The organism is Sphingopyxis sp. H115 (assembly GCF_001468465.1).
Lineage (GTDB): Bacteria > Pseudomonadota > Alphaproteobacteria > Sphingomonadales > Sphingomonadaceae > Sphingopyxis.
The window spans coordinates 75599-93062 of sequence record NZ_LNSA01000018.1; the positions used below are offsets into that span (position 1 = coordinate 75599).

Annotated in this window: 16 protein-coding genes, 1 tRNA gene and 1 pseudogene; 7 read left to right on the plus strand and 11 right to left on the minus strand. The window is 64.7% G+C overall.

Translation table 11 applies throughout. The features are described 5' to 3' along the window. Positions 1 to 3 precede the first annotated feature (3 nt). Positions 4 to 459, plus strand: a complete 456-nt coding sequence (locus tag ATE71_RS13625) for a winged helix DNA-binding protein (RefSeq protein ID WP_152998782.1) — start codon at positions 4 to 6, stop codon at positions 457 to 459. A 58-nt stretch (positions 460 to 517) separates the two neighbouring features. Next, positions 518 to 703 (plus strand): annotated as a pseudogene (locus ATE71_RS22910) (integrase); the annotation flags it as partial. Positions 704 to 793: 90 nt separating this feature from the next. On the opposite strand, the gene ATE71_RS13635 reads toward ATE71_RS22910, so the two are convergent. The 6 genes from ATE71_RS13635 to ATE71_RS13660 all read right to left on the minus strand — a co-directional run bounded on the left by ATE71_RS13635 (position 794) and on the right by ATE71_RS13660 (position 6493). Then, a tRNA-Lys gene (locus tag ATE71_RS13635) sits at positions 794 to 869 on the minus strand. Between the two features lie 110 nt (positions 870 to 979). Further along, complete coding sequence (rodA, locus tag ATE71_RS13640; RefSeq protein WP_058803905.1) at positions 980 to 2086, minus strand: rod shape-determining protein RodA; 1107 nt, start codon at positions 2084 to 2086, stop codon at positions 980 to 982. Further along, on the minus strand, positions 2083 to 3990 hold the full coding sequence (gene mrdA / locus ATE71_RS13645; RefSeq protein ID WP_058803907.1) for a penicillin-binding protein 2: 1908 nt from the start codon (positions 3988 to 3990) through the stop codon (positions 2083 to 2085). Before mrdA ends, rodA begins: the two co-directional genes overlap by 4 nt. An 18-nt stretch (positions 3991 to 4008) precedes the next feature. Beyond that, positions 4009 to 4530, minus strand: a complete 522-nt coding sequence (locus ATE71_RS13650) for a rod shape-determining protein MreD (protein ID WP_058803908.1) — start codon at positions 4528 to 4530, stop codon at positions 4009 to 4011. Next, positions 4527 to 5429 carry a rod shape-determining protein MreC gene (gene mreC, locus ATE71_RS13655; RefSeq protein ID WP_058803910.1) on the minus strand — a complete coding sequence of 301 codons (903 nt, stop codon included), beginning with the start codon at positions 5427 to 5429 and terminating at the stop codon, positions 4527 to 4529. The genes ATE71_RS13650 and mreC overlap by 4 nt, the downstream gene beginning before the upstream one ends. 17 nt (positions 5430 to 5446) lie before the next feature. Next, positions 5447 to 6493 (minus strand): rod shape-determining protein, encoded by a 1047-nt coding sequence (locus tag ATE71_RS13660; protein WP_058803912.1) that lies wholly within the window; start codon positions 6491 to 6493, stop codon positions 5447 to 5449. Positions 6494 to 6691: 198 nt separating this feature from the next. Here ATE71_RS13660 and mutL point away from each other — a divergent pair, with 198 nt between their 5' ends. Genes mutL through ATE71_RS13675 form a run of 3 tightly spaced genes read left to right on the plus strand, consistent with a single transcriptional unit; the run spans position 6692 to position 9404 of the window. After that, positions 6692 to 8515, plus strand: a complete 1824-nt coding sequence (mutL, locus tag ATE71_RS13665) for a DNA mismatch repair endonuclease MutL (RefSeq protein WP_058803913.1) — start codon at positions 6692 to 6694, stop codon at positions 8513 to 8515. A gap of 57 nt (positions 8516 to 8572) precedes the next feature. Continuing rightward, the gene (locus tag ATE71_RS13670) at positions 8573 to 8845 is read left to right on the plus strand and encodes a hypothetical protein (RefSeq protein ID WP_152998783.1); all 273 of its coding nucleotides are present in this window, start codon (positions 8573 to 8575) and stop codon (positions 8843 to 8845) included. A 31-nt stretch (positions 8846 to 8876) separates the two neighbouring features. Next, positions 8877 to 9404 carry a hypothetical protein gene (locus ATE71_RS13675; protein ID WP_058803916.1) on the plus strand — a complete coding sequence of 176 codons (528 nt, stop codon included), beginning with the start codon at positions 8877 to 8879 and terminating at the stop codon, positions 9402 to 9404. Here ATE71_RS13675 and ATE71_RS13680 read toward each other — a convergent pair. From ATE71_RS13680 to ATE71_RS13690, 3 genes are all read right to left on the minus strand, one after another. Next, positions 9355 to 10584, minus strand: a complete 1230-nt coding sequence (locus ATE71_RS13680) for a nucleotide pyrophosphatase/phosphodiesterase family protein (RefSeq protein WP_058803918.1) — start codon at positions 10582 to 10584, stop codon at positions 9355 to 9357. The two genes, ATE71_RS13675 and ATE71_RS13680, sit on opposite strands and share 50 nt — an antisense overlap. 42 nt (positions 10585 to 10626) lie before the next feature. After that, positions 10627 to 12195 carry an alkaline phosphatase D family protein gene (locus tag ATE71_RS13685; protein WP_058803920.1) on the minus strand — a complete coding sequence of 523 codons (1569 nt, stop codon included), beginning with the start codon at positions 12193 to 12195 and terminating at the stop codon, positions 10627 to 10629. Positions 12196 to 12272: 77 nt separating this feature from the next. Beyond that, complete coding sequence (locus ATE71_RS13690; protein ID WP_235588018.1) at positions 12273 to 13010, minus strand: MauE/DoxX family redox-associated membrane protein; 738 nt, start codon at positions 13008 to 13010, stop codon at positions 12273 to 12275. Between the two features lie 41 nt (positions 13011 to 13051). On the opposite strand from ATE71_RS13690, the gene ATE71_RS13695 reads away from it, so the two are divergent. After that, entirely contained in the window at positions 13052 to 13450 is a 399-nt protein-coding gene (locus ATE71_RS13695) for a MerR family DNA-binding protein (RefSeq protein WP_058803923.1), read from the plus strand. 427 nt (positions 13451 to 13877) lie between these two features. On the opposite strand, the gene ychF is transcribed toward ATE71_RS13695, so the two are convergent. Continuing rightward, a complete protein-coding gene (ychF, locus tag ATE71_RS13700; protein ID WP_058803924.1) occupies positions 13878 to 14975 on the minus strand; it encodes a redox-regulated ATPase YchF in 1098 nt (365 codons plus the stop codon). Positions 14976 to 15105: 130 nt separating this feature from the next. On the opposite strand from ychF, the gene ATE71_RS13705 reads away from it, so the two are divergent. Further along, the gene (locus tag ATE71_RS13705) at positions 15106 to 15768 is read left to right on the plus strand and encodes a CAP domain-containing protein (protein WP_160328039.1); all 663 of its coding nucleotides are present in this window, start codon (positions 15106 to 15108) and stop codon (positions 15766 to 15768) included. Positions 15769 to 15820: 52 nt separating this feature from the next. Here ATE71_RS13705 and ATE71_RS13710 read toward each other — a convergent pair. Continuing rightward, on the minus strand, positions 15821 to 17464 hold a 1644-nt coding region (locus tag ATE71_RS13710), incomplete at its 5' end, for a PhoX family protein (protein WP_058803926.1).

Sequence of the window (17464 nt, forward strand, 5' to 3'; positions counted from 1 at the left end):
CAGATGATGTACCGCCGCGACGAAACCGAGATCGACGACCCGCCCGCGCGGGTTATGCACCGAACCCTCGACGCGCTGTCGCGTGCAGCACGACGCGAGGCGAGTGTCGCGGAACGCGGGCTCGTTGAAGGCGCGCGCCACCTGCTTCAGGCGCGCAACCGCATGGCCGGGGTGCTGCCGAAGGGGCTGCTGCGCGATTCGGCGTGGGACATGATCCTCGAGCTGTTCATTTCCTATGAGGAAGGCGGCGTCCTGTACGTCAAGCAGCTTATCCTGAGTTCAGGGGAGTCGGCGGCGGCGGCGATCCGCCGCATCGACCGGCTCGAGGAAGCCCGGCTGATCGAGCGCTTCGCCGATCCGCTCGACGGTCGCCGCGTCATCGTGCGGATATCCGAACGCGGGCGCGCCGCCATGCTGTCGATGCTGCAGCAGGTCTTTCCTGCAGAGGAAAGCAAGTGAGGGACAGCTAACTTCGCCGCGCCCGCATTTTGGTGCAAAGCGGCCGTGGATATAGGCAATTCCCTTTCGCCTGGATCCAGAGCATCGGCTTCGGAACAGGGCTGTTTTCGATCTTGCGATCGACAGCAAGCTGAGAGGCTGCGATCTGGTGAAGATGAAGATCGGTGATCTTGTCGCGGGCGGTGAAAAGACGAGTCAGCCGGGTCAATTTGACATTGTGTCGGATGCCCGTGCGAGCGTCCTTGCTCGACATTGGTGCCACCTCCGAATTCCCGCACTGGCAGAGAATCGTCTCAAGACCGTAGATGGATAAGTTTTTGAAAATATATAAAAATGGTGGACGCACTAGGGCTCGAACCTAGGACCCGCTGATTAAGAGTCAGCTGCTCTACCAACTGAGCTATGCGTCCACCGCCGGTTTCCGGCATTCACGACATGGGAGCAACGCCTCCGTGTCGTGAAGAGAGCGGCCCGCTATCATGGCGCCCTATGCTTGGCAATGGCCTTTTGCACTTTTTTGTCAGTGAAAGCGCCGCGTGCCCGTTTTGCTGTCGTTTTCGATTGCCAGCACAATGCCGACGCAGGTCATGATCGTCAGCATCGACGAGCCGCCGTAGGAAAAGAGCGGAAGCGGGATGCCGACGACGGGGGCAAGGCCCATCACCATCATCAGGTTGATCGCGATATAGAAGAAGATCGTCATCGTGAGGCCCGCGGCGGCGAGTTGCCCGAACCGCGTTCGCGCCTTCAGCGCCACGCGCGTCGACCAGCGCAACAGCAGGAAGAAGCCGAAGAGCAGCGCCAGCCCACCGATCAGTCCCCATTCCTCGGCCATCGTTGCAAAGATGAAATCGGTATGGCCTTCGGGGAGATAGTCGAGATGGCTCTGCGATCCGTTGAGGAAACCCTTGCCGCCGATGCCGCCCGACCCGATCGCGATCTTGGACTGGCTGATATGATAACCGGCGCCGAGAGGGTCGCTTTCGGGGTCTAGGAATATCAGCACGCGTTTCTGCTGATAGTCGTGCAGGAAAGAGAAGAGCACGGGCAGCGCCGCGAGTCCGGCAACGGCGGTGCTGCCGAACCACCAGAAAGGCAACCCTGCGACGAACATCACGACAACGCCGCCCACGCAGATCGACAGCGCGGTGCCGAGGTCGGGTTGCAGCATGACGAGCGCGGCGGGGAGCCCGATCATCACCATTGCGGGCCACAGCGCGGTGACGGTGCGCGTATTGCCTGGAGGAAGCTGCGCATAGAAGCGCGCGAGCGCGACGACGATCGCGACCTTCATCAACTCCGACGGCTGAAGGTTCATAAAACCGAGGTTGAGCCATCGCTGGCTGCCTCCGCCGACGAAACCGAGCAGTTCGACCGCGAACAGCAGGACCAGCACGCCGATATAGGCAAGATAGGCGAACTCCTCGAAGATGCGCAGCGGGAAGCGCCCGATCACGAGCGCCATGGTCAGGAAAATGAGGAAGCGTGCGCCCTGTTGCAGCGCCCAGGGCGACCAGTTGCCGCCCGCCGCCGAATAGAGGACGAGCAGGCCAAAGCCCGCGATGCCGCTCAGGATGGCGATCAGTTTCCACGGAATGCGCTGGATTGCTGGCGGGATGGGGATCATTGCGGTACCCCCGGATCGGGATCGCTCGCCGCGCCCGATTTCCACGCCGCATAGTCGCGGTCCATCCGTTCCTTGATCGTTCCGCCCCAGCCGGCCTCGAAGGTGGTGAGTGCTTCCATCGCCTTCTCGCGGTCGAAAAGGAAGGTCATGAAGTCTTTTGCCACCGGCGCGGCGGCGCGGCTGCCGCCCATTCCATGCTCGATGACGACGGCGGTCGCATAGCGCGGATTGTCCACCGGCGCGAAGCCGACAAACAGGCCGTGGTCGCGGAATTTCCACGTCCCCGCCTTGCCGTTTCCGGTATTGAGCCCACGCACCTGCGCGGTCCCCGTCTTGCCCGCCATGGTGATGCCGTCGAGCGGAAGCCGGCTGCGTCCGGCGGTTCCCCCCGGGCCGTTGACGACAAGGTCCATGCCGTGGCGCGCGGCGGCGAGCGCCTCGGCTGAAAAGGGCAGGGGCTCGTTCTGGAATTCGCGGTTGATCAGCCGCGGGTAAAGCCGGCGGCCCGATGCGATCCGCGCGGTCATCACCGCGAGTTGCAGCGGATTGACGCTGACATAGCCCTGTCCGATGACCGCGTTCAGCGAGTCCGATGCCGACCATTGCTGGTCGTATTTCTTCATCTTCCACGCGCTGTCGGGAATGGTGCCGTATCGCTGGTTGCTGCCGGCAAGCTGGAATTCCTCGCCGAGCCCAAGCAGCCGCGCGGTCGGGGCCATCGCATCATAGCCGAGCCGATGCGCCAGCCAGTAAAAATAGCTGTTGCAGCTTTTCATGATCGCCGAGGGCATGTCGAGGCTGCCATGCGTGCCTAGGCAGCGGAAAAAGCGGTTGCCCAGGCGGTATCCGCCGACGCAGGTGTGGCGCTCGCTGGGATCGACGCCATGTTCGACTGCGGCGATCGCCGCCATCGGCTTCAGCGTCGATCCGGGCGGATACAGGCCGCGCGTCGCCTTGTTGATCAGCGGCTGGTGATCGTCGGCGCGCAGCCAGGCATATTCGCTGGTGCTGATCCCGTCCGAAAAACTGTTGGGGTCGAAGCTCGGCATCGAGACGAAGGCGAGGATGTCGCCGTTGTGGCAGTCGATGACCACGGCCGCGCCCGACTCGCGACCCATGCGCCGCGCGACAAATTCCTGCAGGTCGGCGTCGATCGTCAAATGGACCGTCTTGCCCTGCACATCGGCCTGGGTGGACAGGTCGCGGACGACCTTGCCGCGCGCGGTCACCTCGACGCGACGCGCGCCGGGTTCGCCTTTCAGCATCTTCTGGAAATATTTCTCCAGCCCGTCCTTGCCGATCTTGTAGCCGGGGGTGATGTAGAGCGGATCCTTCGCCTTTTCATATTCCTCCGCGTTCGGCGCGCCGACATAGCCGATCAGATGGCCGACCGCGGCGCCGGTCGGGTAATTGCGTGCAAAGCCGCGCTGCGGCGCGATACCGGGCAATTCGGGCAGGCGGACGAGGATCGAGCTATATTCCGCTTCGGTCATGTCTTCCTTGACCGCAACGGGCTGGAAACCCGACGCGGCCTTGAGGTCGCGGTTGATGCGTTCCATCGCGTCGCCGTCGAGCCGCAGCAATGTCTGGAGCTGGCCGAGCACCATCTTCCTATTGTGCAGCCGGTCGGGGATGATGTCGATGCGAAGGCTGACGCGATTGTTCGCAAGCGCCTTGCCGTTGCGGTCGACGATCCAGCCGCGCCGCGGCGGGATCAGCGTCAGGTTGACGCGGTTGCTTTCCGATTCGAGCACATAGCGATCATTGTCGACCACCGAAATATAGGCCATCCGCGCTGCGAGGGCCACGCCGACCGCCGCCTGCGCCCCGCCGACCACAAGCGCGCGGCGGGTGAAGGTTATGCCCCTCCAGGCTTCGGTAATCGGCGGACTCTTCTTCGGCATTTGCGGGTTGGAACCAGTCTATCGGCGCTTCAGGCGGAAATTGTCAAACTTGCCCGTCAGGCGCATGAATAGCGGCACGAGCAACGCCGAAATGACGATCTGCGGTACGACGAGGCCCAGCACCCGGCCCATATCCGCGTGCGGATGGGTGATCAGCGCCGCGAGCGACTGGACGATGGCGACGAGCAGGGCCGCAATGGCCCAGTCGTGGAAAAAGCCGCGCCAATAGATGCGCTGCGAGGAATAGGCGATGACGATGCTGGCGAGGGTCCACAGCCCGACGGCGGTTCCGATCGGCGCGCCGCTGAACAGATCGTCCCAAAGGCCGAGCGGAAGACCGATCCACACCGGCCACATTTCGGCGCGGAGCAATTGCCAGCAGAGGAAGAACAGCAGGCCGAGCGGCGGCAGGACCGGCGAATTGGCGATCAAAGGGAGCATCAGCGGCAGGGCCGAGGCGAACATCACGCTCGCGATCGGCACGATGCGCATCCGCCACAGCGATGCCGGTTCGCCGAGGCGCGGCCCTTTCTGGCTCATGGTGCTTTCGCAGGGGCGAGGGCCGCGGGCCCGGGCAAGCCCTGCGCTTCGATATTGTCGGGCGTATAGGGGCGCAGCACCGACACCGCATCGACCTTGCCGGGGTCGGCGAGCGGCCGGGCAAGCGCGCCGTCGTCCTGTCGCCGCACCACGATCGCGACGGGAATATTGGGCGGATACAGCCCGCCGGTTCCCGAGGTGACAAGGATATCGCCGGGTTTGAAGGGGTTGTTCGCAATGTTCAGCGTACGAACGTCGAGGTCGCCATTGCCGCGGCCGCTGGCGAGCGCGGGCAGGCCGTCGCGCGCGCGGCGGATGGGCACGATATTATCGACGTCGGTCAGCAGCAACACTTGCGAGACCGATGGCCCCGCGCCGAGCACGCGGCCGATCAACCCGTCGGCGCCGCGTACCGGCTGGCCCGCGGCGACACCGAGATTGCGGCCGATGCTGAGCAGCGCAATACGTTTACTGCTGGTCGAGGTGGAGGTCAGGAGATAGCCGTTGGCGAGCGCGGTCTTGTCGGTTTCCTGCAGCTTGAGAAGCGCCTTCAACTGGCGGTTTTCTTCCTGCAACGAACTGGTCGCGACCAGTTCGCGGCGCGTGTCTGCGAGTTCCTTGCGGAGCCGCCGGTTCTGCGTGCCCGCGCGGACATAGGCGCCGACGGTGTCGTCGATGCCCGAGATCGATCCGATAACCGACCGCGACGCGCGCGCGACCGGCGCGGCGATTTCCTGGCTTGCCACGCGCAGCTGGGCAAAACCCACGGGGTCGACCACCGACAGGATCGCCAGAAGCAGCCCGGCCACCGCCCCGGTCACCGCAATGACATAGGCAGCGAACAGGCTGTACTGGGCCTTTCGGGATTGCCCCGGACGCCGATGTGCCGGGCGAGCCATGGTTCAGCGCCTTGGTATCAAGCTTGCTGCAACACGCCGCGGAAGGCGGGGTCTTCCATCGCGCGGCCGGTGCCGATCGCGACGCAGGTCAACGGATCTTCGGCCACCGTGACGGGCAGGCCGGTCGCGTCGCGCAGCAGTTCGTCGAGTTCGGCGATCAGCGCGCCGCCGCCGGTCAGCACGATGCCCTGGTCGACGATGTCGGCGGCGAGTTCGGGCGCGGTGTTTTCGAGCGCGATCCGCACACCCTCGACGATGGTGCCGATCGGTTCGGACAGCGCCTCGGCGATCTGCGCCTGGTTGATAGAGATTTCCTTGGGAACGCCGTTCACAAGGTCGCGGCCCTTGATGTGGATTGTCAGGCCGGTGCCGTCCGCAGGGATGCGCGCAATCCCGAAATCCTTCTTGATCCGCTCGGCAGTCGCTTCGCCGATCAGCAGATTATGATGCCGGCGGACATAGGAAACGATCGCCTCGTCCATCTTGTCGCCGCCCGCGCGGACCGACGTCGTATACGCAAGGCCGCGCAAGCTCAGCACCGCGACTTCGGTCGTGCCGCCGCCGATATCGACGACCATCGAACCGATGGGCTCGGTTACCGGCATGTCGGCGCCGATCGCAGCGGCCATAGGCTCTTCGATCAACCACACTTCGCTGGCGCCGGCATTCGATGCGGCATCGCGGATCGCCCGGCGTTCGACGCTGGTCGATCCCGAGGGGACGCAGATCACGATCTCGGGGCTGCGGAACGCGTTTGGCTTGCCGCCGTGCACCTTGGTGATGAAATGCTTGATCATCTGTTCGGCGACGTCGATGTCGGCGATGACGCCGTCGCGCAGCGGGCGGATCGCTTCGATGCTGTCGGGCGTCTTGCCCATCATCAGCTTGGCATCGTCGCCGACTGCCTTGACCCGCTTGATCCCGTTCAGCGTCTCGACCGCGACGACCGAAGGCTCGTTGAGTACGATGCCCTTGCCGCGCACATAAACAACCGTGTTCGCGGTGCCGAGGTCGATAGCCATGTCTTGCGAGTTGAATTTAAGCCAGCGGGAAAAGAAGGACATCTATACTGCTTCCTGTCATCGGCGCCCTCGGCCCCCGAAACGGCCCCGTGCCCCTGTCGTGATTGCTTCCGCGCGCCGGCCCGGCGACAGCTTCAATCAGGGGGAGATTCCGGCTCGTCTGGGGGGACTCGCTGGACGGAATGATCAGGCTGTGCGGGTGGGTCGCGATTTGCGTCCGACTGCGCTAGGAGAGCCCCCATGTCAATACGTCGCCTTCCGGAAAAGCTCGTAAATCGGATCGCAGCCGGTGAAGTGGTTGAAAGACCCGCCGCAGCGCTCAAGGAACTGGTTGAAAACGCCATAGACGCCGGTGCGACTCGCATATCGGCGCGAATCGCCGACGGCGGAATTTCGCGGATCGAGGTCGAGGACGACGGGTGCGGGATGACCGCCGCCGACATGGCGCTCGCGCTCGAACGCCATGCAACGTCGAAGTTGCCGACCGACGCGATCGAGGATGTCGCGACGATGGGCTTTCGCGGCGAGGCGCTGCCATCGATCGCGAGTGTCGCGCGGCTGACGCTCGAAAGCCGGATCGCAGGTGGCGACGGCTGGAAACGCGTCGTCGACAATGGCGCCGTCGCCGCCGAGGGGCCCGCGGCGCTTGCGAAGGGCACGCGCGTGATGGTGGAGGATCTGTTCGCGCGCGTCCCCGCGCGGCGCAAGTTCCTGCGCAGCGCGCGCAGCGAATATGCGGCTTGCCTCGATGTCGTGCGGCGGCTTGCGATGGCGCGGCCCGATATCGCTTTCGTGGTGGAGCATGACGGGCGCCGCGTGCTCGATGTGCAGGGCGACCAGGACCGGGTTGCGCGCGTCGCCGCGCTCACCAGCCGCGATCTCGCCGCGAACAGTGTCGGAATCGATCTCGATCGCGGCGCGGTACATCTGGGCGGCGTTATCAGCCTGCCGACGTACAACCGCGGGATCGCCGATCACCAATATCTGTTCGTGAACGGCCGTCCGGTGAAGGACCGGCTGCTCGTCGGGGCGCTGCGCGGCGCTTATGCTGACCTGCTCGCGCGCGACCGCCATCCGGTCGTTGCGCTGTTCCTCGACGTGCCGACGAGCGAGGTCGATGTGAATGTCCATCCGGCCAAGACCGAGGTGCGCTTTCGCGATCCGCAGCTGATCCGCGGCATGATCGTCGGGGGCCTCCGCCGCGCGCTCGACGAGCATGGCTTTCGCAGCGTCCAGCGCCCCGCCGAGGCCGCGCTCGCCGCCTGGCAGCAGGAACCTGTCGCTCCGCAGTCGCCGGCGCCGACGCTGTTCGCGTCGCATTTGCCCTATCCGCACGCGCCCGCCGCGCACCTGTTCGGCGCCGAGGAGGATCCGGCGACGACCGCCTTGCTGCGCGACCGTATCGTCGCTTTCGCACCGCCGCGCGATGCGCTGCCGATGGGCCGCGCCGAACCCGCGGTGGCTCCCGCGCCGCAGGCCGAGGCCCATCCGCTCGGCATCGCGCGCGGCCAGATCGCGAAAACCTATATCGTCGCCGAGGCCGAGGACGGGCTCGTCATCGTCGACCAGCACGCCGCGCACGAACGGCTGGTGCTCGAGCAACTCCGCCGCGGAATGAGCGGGCAGGCGGTGCCATCGCAGGGGCTGCTGCTCCCCGAAGTCGTCGAACTCGACGAACCCGCCTGCGACCGGCTCGAAGCGGCCGCGCTGCAGCTCGCGGCGCTCGGCGTCGAGCTCGAACGCTTCGGCCCGGCGGCGGTGATGGTCCGCGCGACCCCTGCGATGCTCGGCGCGATCGACTGCCAGAAGCTCGTGACCGACATCGCCGACGATCTTGCCGGCTATGACGCCGCGCTGGGGCTCAGTGAGCGGCTCGAACTGGTCGCGGCGACGATGGCGTGCCATGGATCGGTGCGGGCGGGACGGACACTGAGCGTTGCCGAAATGAACGCGCTGCTCCGCACGATGGAAGTGACGCCGCATTCGGGGCAGTGCAACCATGGGCGCCCGACGTGGGTGAAGCTCGCGATGGACGATGTCGAGAAATTGTTCGGGAGGAAATGAGGCCCGCGCATCTTGGGGGGCATGAACGGCGAGGCTTCGTTTGAGGGAGGAACAGGAATGAACGACGTGAGTGGCCCGCAAGAAGGATCATCAGACATAGCGAATTTCCGCTTTCCGGGAACGGCGGCCCTGATATTCGGCCTTTTGTCCTTTCTGCTGTTTTTCATGTTTCCCATGACGGGTCTCGGGTTGCTTTTTTCGCTTCTGGCCATCGTCTTCGGTATATTCGGGTTGACCACCAAGGCGCGCGTTCGCGCGGGCCTTGGCTTGGTTGCGGGAGTCGGGGGCGGTCTTTTATCCACTGTCCCATTTTTGGTGGTGCCGATGTAAATCTCGATGCGGGAAGTCTGGAGGAAATAGGATGAAGTTTCGCGCCATGACCCTTTTGTTGCTTGCTGCCTCGCCCGCGTTCGCTTCTGCTCCGCAGGCGAATGTAGATGCTTCCTGCTCCGGCAAACCCGTGCTGCCGCCTGAGCTTTCAGGCTGGTCGCGCGACGCGGCGGGCAGGACCATCTATGCCTATGGCGACGACCTTGGCGCCGACTGGTCGCCGCTCGGCGCAGCACGGACCATGCTGCCACTGCACCGGTTCGAAAGCCTGCGCTACGGCACCACCCCCGAGCGCAAGCCCGACGTCCATAAATTCGGCGGGATGATCCCGATTGAGGTCAAAAGGGCGGGGCGGCTCATGATCGCACTCGATCAGGGCGCGTGGATCGATCTTGTCCAGGATGGCGTGGCCCGGAAATCGGTCGCGCACGGCCATGGGCCGGGCTGTTCGGGCATTCGCAAGCTGGTCGAATATGATGTGACGCCGGGACGTTACCAGCTCCAGATCGTCAACGCGCCGGCCGCGTCGATCCGCGCGATGGCAGTGCTGCGCGACTGACCAGCACGCCTGCCGCGTCGCTGGCAAGCGGCGTGACGCCCAGGAGCGACATCAGCAGCGGATAGACCTCGATATTGTCGACAATGCCAAGGTCGCCCTTGAGGCCAGTGCCGCTCGCGACGAACAGCGCGAGCATCTGGGGATCCTGATTGTCATAGCCGTGCGCGCCGCCCCTGACCGGCCATGTCGGCGGTCCCGCGAGGATCGTCCAGCCGGGTTCGGCGATGCAGATGATCGCGGCGACGCGCGGGTTCTGGCCATAATGCAGCCGCTTCGGCAATTCCTCACGGCGGTTGCAGCGCATATGCTCGTGCGGTTTCAGCAGCGCGTCATACACGCGGTTGTCGGTCGCGGCGGCGGGTTCGATCGCGGCGTAGGGGCCGGTTTCGACCGCGATGATGCTGGGGAGGTCGATCAGGTCGGCGAGCTGGATCACGCGGCTCGCGTCGATCGCGCGCATGCCGTGATCGGCGACGACGATCATTTGCGCGGGCTGGTCCAGCTTCGCCAGGCCCGAGACAAGCTCGCCGATACGCGCATCGACCCCGGCGATCGCGGTGTTGACCTCGGCGCTGTCGGGACCGAATTCGTGCCCCGCGCTGTCGACTGCCTCGAAATAGAGCGTGACGAAGGCGGGGCGGATATCGGCGGGGCGGCGCATCCAGTCGAGGATCGTGTTGACGCGCTGCGCATAGCCGACATGCTCGTCGTAGCGCAGCCAGTCGGCGGGGCGTGCCTCGTCGATCGCGACCTCGCTCCCCGGCCAGAACATCGTCGCGCTGCGCACGCCCGCCTTGCTCGCCGTCACCCACGCCGGTTCGGCCTCGTCCCACCAAAAGGGATCGAGCGATTGTTTCGGATCGCCCAGGCTGAACTTCACGCCGGGGCGCCGCGGATCGATCATATTGTTGCCGACGATGCCGTTATTGTCGGGGCGCTTGCCCGTGACGATCGCATAATGGTTGGGGAAGGTCTTGGTGGGGAATGAAGGGCGCAGCTTGCCATGCGCACCGTCGGCCGCGAGCCGCGAGAGGTTCGGCGTAATCCCGCGATCCAGATAGTCGGCACGAAAGCCGTCGATCGAGATCAGGAGCGTGACGGGTTTGCGAACGCCTCCTTCCTGCGCCTGCGCGGCGAGGGGAAGGAGGAAGGCGAGCAGCAACGACAGAAGGCGGTTCATGGGCGCTCCGCTATGGCGCCTTTGTGACCGTCCGGCGACAGGTCACGCCATCTTGATCCCTGCGACATCGCGCTCGACGAGCCCCGTCGCGCGTTTCGACAGCGTGTTCACCGGAGTCGTCACCTTGTCGACGACCATGAAATGCGTCTGCCAGGCGTCGCGTGTGACGTCGCACACGACATAGCCGCGCTGGTCGTTGGCGAATTTGAGCTCGGGATTTTCCTTGAGCCAGTCGGCGGTGCCCTGTCGCTGATCGCTGCCGTCGCCGCCGCTCGAGATCGATGTCGCGACGAACTCGGCACCCACCACCTTGTCGCGATGCACCAGGTCTCCGCAGAAATTCTGGTGCTCGTCGCCCGTCAGGACGACATTGTTCTTCAGCCCTGCCATGCGCGACAAGATGCGCTCGCGCGGCGCTTCATAACCCGCCCAGCTGTCGAGATTGAGGATCTTCGCGGGTTCATCGGGTTTGCGGCGGCGGTCGAGCGACATCATCGTGACCTGCTGCGCAAACGCGTTCCAGGTCGCGCCGCCTTTCGTGAGGTTGCGGCCCAGCCATTCTTCCTGCGCCTTGCCCAGCACCTCTGCCTTTTTGTCGAACACGCCGGGACAGGCGGGCTTGAAGCCGTCCCCGCACGGCTGGTCGCTGCGATATTGCCGCGTGTCGAGCAATTGCATCGCCATCAGGTCGCCCCAGCGGAATTCGCGATTGAGCGCGACCATGCCGGCGCGCGGCAGCAGCGCCTTGCGTACGGGCATATGTTCGTACCATGCCTGCATCGCGGCCTGTTTCTTCAGCATGAAAACCTCGGGCGGCGCGGCTTCGGGATCATTGCCGTCGAGGCCGAGCTTCCAATTGTCGATGTCCGAAACCCAGTCGTTGCGGATTTCATGATCGTCGAAACTCGACAGGAAGGCGTGGGTGCAGCGCGCCGCCTGCAAATCGATGTCGCCGAGTTGCTGTGCGTAGGCGAGGCGGAAGTCGCCAAGGTCGATCAGGTTGCGGAACGCGTGCTTGCGCACCGGCCGGGTCGGCAGGCCCGCGTCGAACAGATAATCCTGGCTATATTCATAGATGAAGTCGCCATAATGATAGACGAAGGCAAGGTCTTCGCGCGCAAGATGGCGATAGGCGCCGAAAAAGCCCGCCTCGAAATGCTGGCACCCGGCGACCCCGAATTTCAGCGCGTCGGCCTTTGCGCCGGGCGCGGGCAGGGTGCGCGCGCGGCCGCGCAGGCTGCGTTCGCCGCCCGCAGTGAATCGGTAATAATAGGGGCGGTCCGGCCCAAGCCCAGCGACCTCGACATGGACGCTATGGCCGAGTTCGGGGCGCGCGAGTTCGGTGCCCTTGGCGACGACATCGCGAAAGCCGCCGTCGCTCGCGACTTCCCAGTCGACCGGGACGATCGCCAGCGGCATGCCGCCGTGGCGCTCCATCGGTTCGGGGGCGAGGCGCGTCCAGATGACGAAGCCGTCGCTCGCCGGATCGCCCGCCGCGACACCCAGGCTGAACGGGAACTCGCGGAAGACGCCACCCTCGGCGCGGAGGATCGCGGGGGCGGCAAGGCTGGCAAAAGTGGCCCCGGCAAGGAAATGGCGGCGGTTGAACATGGCGGGGCTCCGTGGGGCGAATCGATGCCCCTCGATAGCCGAGCCGTGCGTTACATCAATGACCGATGGTCCTCGCGCTAAAGCCACATACGCGCCATCCACAGCGCCATCGCGACCATCATGACATTCTCGGTCAGCGAGACGAAGCCCAGCGGCACCTTGCTGCTGCCGCCGACGCAGGCGCATTTGATGTCGCGCTTGTCGACATAGACCGCCTTGAACACCGAAGCCGCGCCGATGCCACCGATGAAAAGCGCTACGGGGATCGACAGCCAGGGCAGGGCGTTCGCAGTCATCAACACACCCGCCAGCCCCTCGGCAAAAGGATAGATGCTGGCATAGGGGACCCAGCGGCGTGCGAGCAGGTCGTAATTCAAGAACATCGTGGCGAATTTGTCGACGTCCTGCAATTTCAGCAGGGCGAGCACGATCATGCTGAACGAGATGAACCATTCGGCGGCGCGCGGGGTGAAGGGATTACCTTCGACGGCGAAACTGGCCGCGATCGCCATCAGCGCAGTCATTGCGAACAGCGCGATCACGGGGGTGTAGCTGGTCGTGTCGGGATCGGCGACCTTCAACCCGAAATGACGGCGCAGGTCGTCATATCCGCCGATGCGAACGCCGTCGATGAAGGTCTGCGGCGTTGTCGCGACGCCATGTTCGCGCTTGAATGCGTCGGTTTCCTCGCGGGTCGTCAGCCGGCGGTCGTCGACGGCGATGCCGCGGCTTTCGAGCAGGTATTTTGCCTTGAGGCCATAGGGGCAGATGTGCCCGGGCATGACCATGCGGTGGAGGGTTGCTTGGCTTTTCATGCACCCCATATAGCGTCCGTACCATGGTACGGAGTCAAGTGATGCAACTGACGATCGGAAAATTGGCCGCGGCAGGGGACGTCGGGGTCGAGACGGTGCGCTATTATCAGCGACGCGGCTTGATGGGTACGCCCGCGCGCGCCGGCGGCGGCTGGGGCGGCCGTGTACGCCGTTATGACGCGGACGATCTCCGGCGTCTCAAATTCATCCGTTCTGCGCAGGCGTCGGGTTTCACGCTCGAAGAGATATCCGAACTGCTCGCGCTCGAGGCGAGCGACGACCGCGTGCGTGTCCGAACGCTCGCGCGGAAGCGGATCGAAGCGCTAGACGAAAAAATCGCGCAGATGACGGCAGCGCGCGCCGCGCTGGCGCGCCTCGCCGACCAATGCGCGGCGAGCGACGGGGGTCCGTGCCCGATTCTGGCGGCGTTCGAGCCTTAGCCCGCTTGCAACGGCGGTTGGCGACCGATTGCGGACGTAAAGTCCTCCCCATGGCTGCGTCACAGGGAGGATATCCCACCCATCGTCATCTCGGACTTGATCCGGGAGCCATCGCGGCGTCGAAGTCATGGACCCCGGATCAAGTCCGGGGTGACGAGGGGGCGGAACCGACGTCCGCTTTCACTCGAAAGCTGACATCGACAATGGGTGAAAATTCGCTGTCCTACATTATCGCGCCGTGCCAGCGTCGATCGGCTCTTTGATCGCGTCAAAAAATTCCGCTCCTCTGCCGAAGCGACGAAGAGGGCATTCGACGTGTACGTCCGTGTCCTGGCTGCCTTAAGGCCACAAAGGACACAAAATCGATGAGCCTATGCGGGGCTTTTGTGGCTTTAGGCGCGAACCGGTCCCGGCATCGCTATGCAGATCAGCTGTGCAGGAAGTGCATCACGTCGCCGTCGTGGACGACATAGGCCTTGCCCTCGGCGCGCAGCTTGCCCGCCTCGCGCGCCTTCGCTTCGCCGCCGAGAGTGACATAATCGTCGTACGCGATCGTTTCGGCCCGGATGAAGCCCTTCTGGAAATCGCTGTGGATCTCGCCCGCGGCCTCGGGCGCGGTGGCGCCGGTGTGGACGGTCCACGCGCGCGCTTCCTGCGGCCCGACGGTGAAGAAGGTGATGAGGTGGAGCAGTTCGTAACCGGCGCGGATCACGCGCGCGAGGCCGGTTTCGTGGAGGCCCATTTCTTCGAGGAACTCGAGCCGGTCGGCCATGTCCATCGTGACGAGTTCGCTTTCGATCGCCGCCGAAACGACGACCGCCTGCGCGCCTTCCGCCGCCGCCTTGGCAAAGACTTTTTCGGAGAAGGCGTTGCCGTTCGCGGCGCTGCCTTCGTCGACGTTGCAAACGTAAAGGACGGGCTTCGAGGTCAAAAGCTGCGCCGTGCGCAGCACGCGGGCTTCCTCGTCGTCCTTGGGTTCGACAAGCCGTGCGGGCTTGCCTTCGCGGAGGAGATCGAGAGCCTGACCGAGCACCGATGCCGCGATCTTGGCTTCCTTGTCGCCCTGCGCGGCCTTCTTCGCAAAGGCTGGGACGCGCTTTTCGAGGCTTTCGAGGTCGGCGAGCAGCAATTCGGTCTCGACGGTTTCGGCGTCGGCGACCGGGTCGACCTTGTTTTCGACATGCTGGATGTCGTCATCCTCGAAACAGCGCAGGACGTGGACGATTGCATCGACCTCGCGGATGTTGCCGAGGAACTGGTTGCCCAGCCCTTCGCCCTTCGACGCGCCGCGCACGAGGCCCGCGATGTCGACAAAGGCGAGCTGAGTCGCGATGATCTTCTTGCTGCTGGCGATCGCGGCCAGCTTTTCGAGGCGCGCGTCGGGCACCGCGACATTGCCGATATTGGGCTCGATCGTGCAGAAGGGATAATTGGCTGCCTGCGCCGCCGCAGTTTCGGTCAGCGCGTTGAACAGGGTGGACTTGCCGACGTTGGGCAGGCCGACGATCCCGCATTTGAAACCCATAATAACTCCGTGAGATTCGGCGCGCGATTAGGCGCGGCGCCACTGTTGCTGCGCCCCTAGCGCCAAGTCGCGTTCGATGCCAGCCTTTGCCGTTGCGCGTCATTCAGACTTGCGGCCTTATCGCGCCGATATGATACCGCGCCTTCTTCTCTCGGCTGCTTTCCTCGTTACGATGGGGGCGCCCGCCGCGGTCGCCGCGCCCGATCGGTTCGAGGAAGGCGTTTTCGTCGAACTCAACCGCTTTCGCAGCGATCCCGCCGCCTATGCCGAATATCTCGCCGACTATCGCCCACGGTTCGAGGGCAAGCTGTTGATTGGCGACGACGACAGCGAAATCGATATCATGACGCGCGAGGGCGTTGTGGCAGTCGACGAGGCGATCCGGGACCTGCGCCGTGAAAAGCCGTTACCGAAGCTGGAATGGAGCGATGCGCTGGCGCGGGCGGCCGCCGACCATGTCGCGGTCCAGTCGCGATCGGGCGCCGTCGGCCATTATACGAAGGGAGCCGGACCCGGCGAACGGATGCGGGCACGCGGCGGCGGTCCCTATGTCAACGAAGTCATCACCTATGGGCATCACACGCCCGCCGGGGTCGTCGACCAGCTGCTCATCGACGATGGCGTGCCCGACCGCGGGCATCGCCACAGCCTGCTGCGCCCGTTGCACCGATATGCAGGCGTCGCCTGTGGTCGGCACCCGGTCCACCGGACGATGTGCGTGACGCTCATGTCGCAGACACGCGACGGATCGCCGCCGCCTCCGCCCAAACGAGCGGCGACGAAAGCCGACTGAAGCGAGGATGGCGGGGCCGGCCCGGCCCTGAAGCGGGCCGGCCCCCGCGCGATCAGTTGCCGACCGGCTGGCTGTCGGTGCGCCGCACCACGATGGTCGACGAACGCGGCTGTTCGCCGGCGACCGGCCAGTCGCCCGTCGGATGCTGGATGTTGACGAAGAAGGTCGTGAGGTCGGGCGTATAGGCAAGCCCGGTAATCTCGCAGCCGACGGGTCCCACGAGGAACCGCTTCGACTGCTTCGTCGTCTGATCGACATAGAACATCGCATTGTGGCCGAAGGTACCGTCGATCGTCGTGCCCGGAACGCCCGAATTGCCCGGAACGCTATGATCGGTCTGGATCCACATCCGGCCCTGTGGGTCGATGCGGAGGCCATCGGGGCTGGAGAAGGTATCGCCGTTGATATCGCCCACGAGGTTGCTGCCGCCTGCCGAAAGCGACGGATCGCCGGCGGTCAGGAAGATTTCCCAGCTGAAGCTGGTCGCCAGCGGCGAATCGCCCTCTTCACGGAATTTGATGATGTGACCGTGAAGGTTGCGGATCCGCGGGTTCGCCGGATCGGTGACGCGGCGGCCGCTATTGTTGGTCAGCGTGCAGAAAATCGCGCTGTTGTCGGGCGCGACGGTCAGCCACTCGGGCCGGTCCATCACGGTGCCGCCCGCGACGCGCGCCGCCTGCTGGCATTTGATCAGCACATCGGCCTGATTGTTGAAATCGACCGTCGTCGGCGCCGGCGGCGTCTCGCTCTGGCTGACATTGCCCGGATCGGAAGCGCCGGCGGTCAGGCCGTTCTCACCAACGACCAGCGCGCGCCATTCGCCCGTGCCGTCGCCGTTAAAGCGCGCCACATAGAGCGTGCCATAGTCGAGCAGGTCGGTGTTCGCGGCGCGGTTGGTATCGCTCCAGGCGCGGTCGGGCACGAATTTATAGATGCAGCCGGGCGTCGAATCGTCACCCATGTAAAAGGCGACGCGGCGATCGCTGCTCGACATGAACGCGACGTTTTCGTGGCTGAAACGCCCCATCGCAGTGCGCTTCGTCGGCTGGGCCAATTCGCGGCGCGGGTCGATTTCCACGACCCAGCCATAATTGGCTTCGGGCTGCGTCGGGTCGAGATAATTGTCGGTGGTTTCTTCGCAGGTGAGGTACGTGTCCCACGGCGTCCGTCCGCTCGAGCAATTGTTGAGCATGCCCTTGATCGAACCCGACAGGAGGCCCGCGGCGGGGCCGCCGGCGCGATAGCTGCTGTTGCCCGTATAGCGGCGGTTGTAGGTCGATCCGTCCTTGATCGCCCATTTGCCGTCGCTGCCCTTGGTGACTTCGACGACCCCGATGCCGACAGCCGACAGCGCGATCGCCTTTTGATCGGCGCTGGCGGTTGCGGGATCGTAATTGTCCATCAGGATGTTGAAATCGGGATATTCATAATTCATCGCCAGCAGGCCGCCGGCATTGGCATCGACGTTCGGCAGCGCGAAATATTCCATCCCGTCATGATTGCCGCCGGCCCATTTTTCGGCAACGGCGGGGCTGGTGGGAAAGCTGCCCGAATAGGGCGTGCCGGCCTCGACCGAATCGCCCGCTTTCAGCAGTACGTCGACGGTGTAGCCGTTGGGGACGGTCACCGTGTCGTTCTGGTTGGCCGCGACAGCCGTGAAGGCAACGGCGAAGCTCGGCGGTGTGGGGGTGGGCGT

Coding starts and splice junctions, on each gene's coding strand:
- ATE71_RS13625 (WP_152998782.1), top strand. CDS start 4: ATGATGTACCGCCGCGACGAAACCGAGATCGACGACCCGCCCGCGCGG.
- rodA (WP_058803905.1), bottom strand. CDS start 2,086: ATGATCCCCATCCCGCCAGCAATCCAGCGCATTCCGTGGAAACTGATC.
- mrdA (WP_058803907.1), bottom strand. CDS start 3,990: ATGCCGAAGAAGAGTCCGCCGATTACCGAAGCCTGGAGGGGCATAACC.
- ATE71_RS13650 (WP_058803908.1), bottom strand. CDS start 4,530: ATGAGCCAGAAAGGGCCGCGCCTCGGCGAACCGGCATCGCTGTGGCGG.
- mreC (WP_058803910.1), bottom strand. CDS start 5,429: ATGGCTCGCCCGGCACATCGGCGTCCGGGGCAATCCCGAAAGGCCCAG.
- ATE71_RS13660 (WP_058803912.1), bottom strand. CDS start 6,493: ATGTCCTTCTTTTCCCGCTGGCTTAAATTCAACTCGCAAGACATGGCT.
- mutL (WP_058803913.1), top strand. CDS start 6,692: ATGTCAATACGTCGCCTTCCGGAAAAGCTCGTAAATCGGATCGCAGCC.
- ATE71_RS13670 (WP_152998783.1), top strand. CDS start 8,573: ATGAACGACGTGAGTGGCCCGCAAGAAGGATCATCAGACATAGCGAAT.
- ATE71_RS13675 (WP_058803916.1), top strand. CDS start 8,877: ATGAAGTTTCGCGCCATGACCCTTTTGTTGCTTGCTGCCTCGCCCGCG.
- ATE71_RS13680 (WP_058803918.1), bottom strand. CDS start 10,584: ATGAACCGCCTTCTGTCGTTGCTGCTCGCCTTCCTCCTTCCCCTCGCC.
- ATE71_RS13685 (WP_058803920.1), bottom strand. CDS start 12,195: ATGTTCAACCGCCGCCATTTCCTTGCCGGGGCCACTTTTGCCAGCCTT.
- ATE71_RS13690 (WP_235588018.1), bottom strand. CDS start 13,010: ATGAAAAGCCAAGCAACCCTCCACCGCATGGTCATGCCCGGGCACATC.
- ATE71_RS13695 (WP_058803923.1), top strand. CDS start 13,052: ATGCAACTGACGATCGGAAAATTGGCCGCGGCAGGGGACGTCGGGGTC.
- ychF (WP_058803924.1), bottom strand. CDS start 14,975: ATGGGTTTCAAATGCGGGATCGTCGGCCTGCCCAACGTCGGCAAGTCC.
- ATE71_RS13705 (WP_160328039.1), top strand. CDS start 15,106: ATGATACCGCGCCTTCTTCTCTCGGCTGCTTTCCTCGTTACGATGGGG.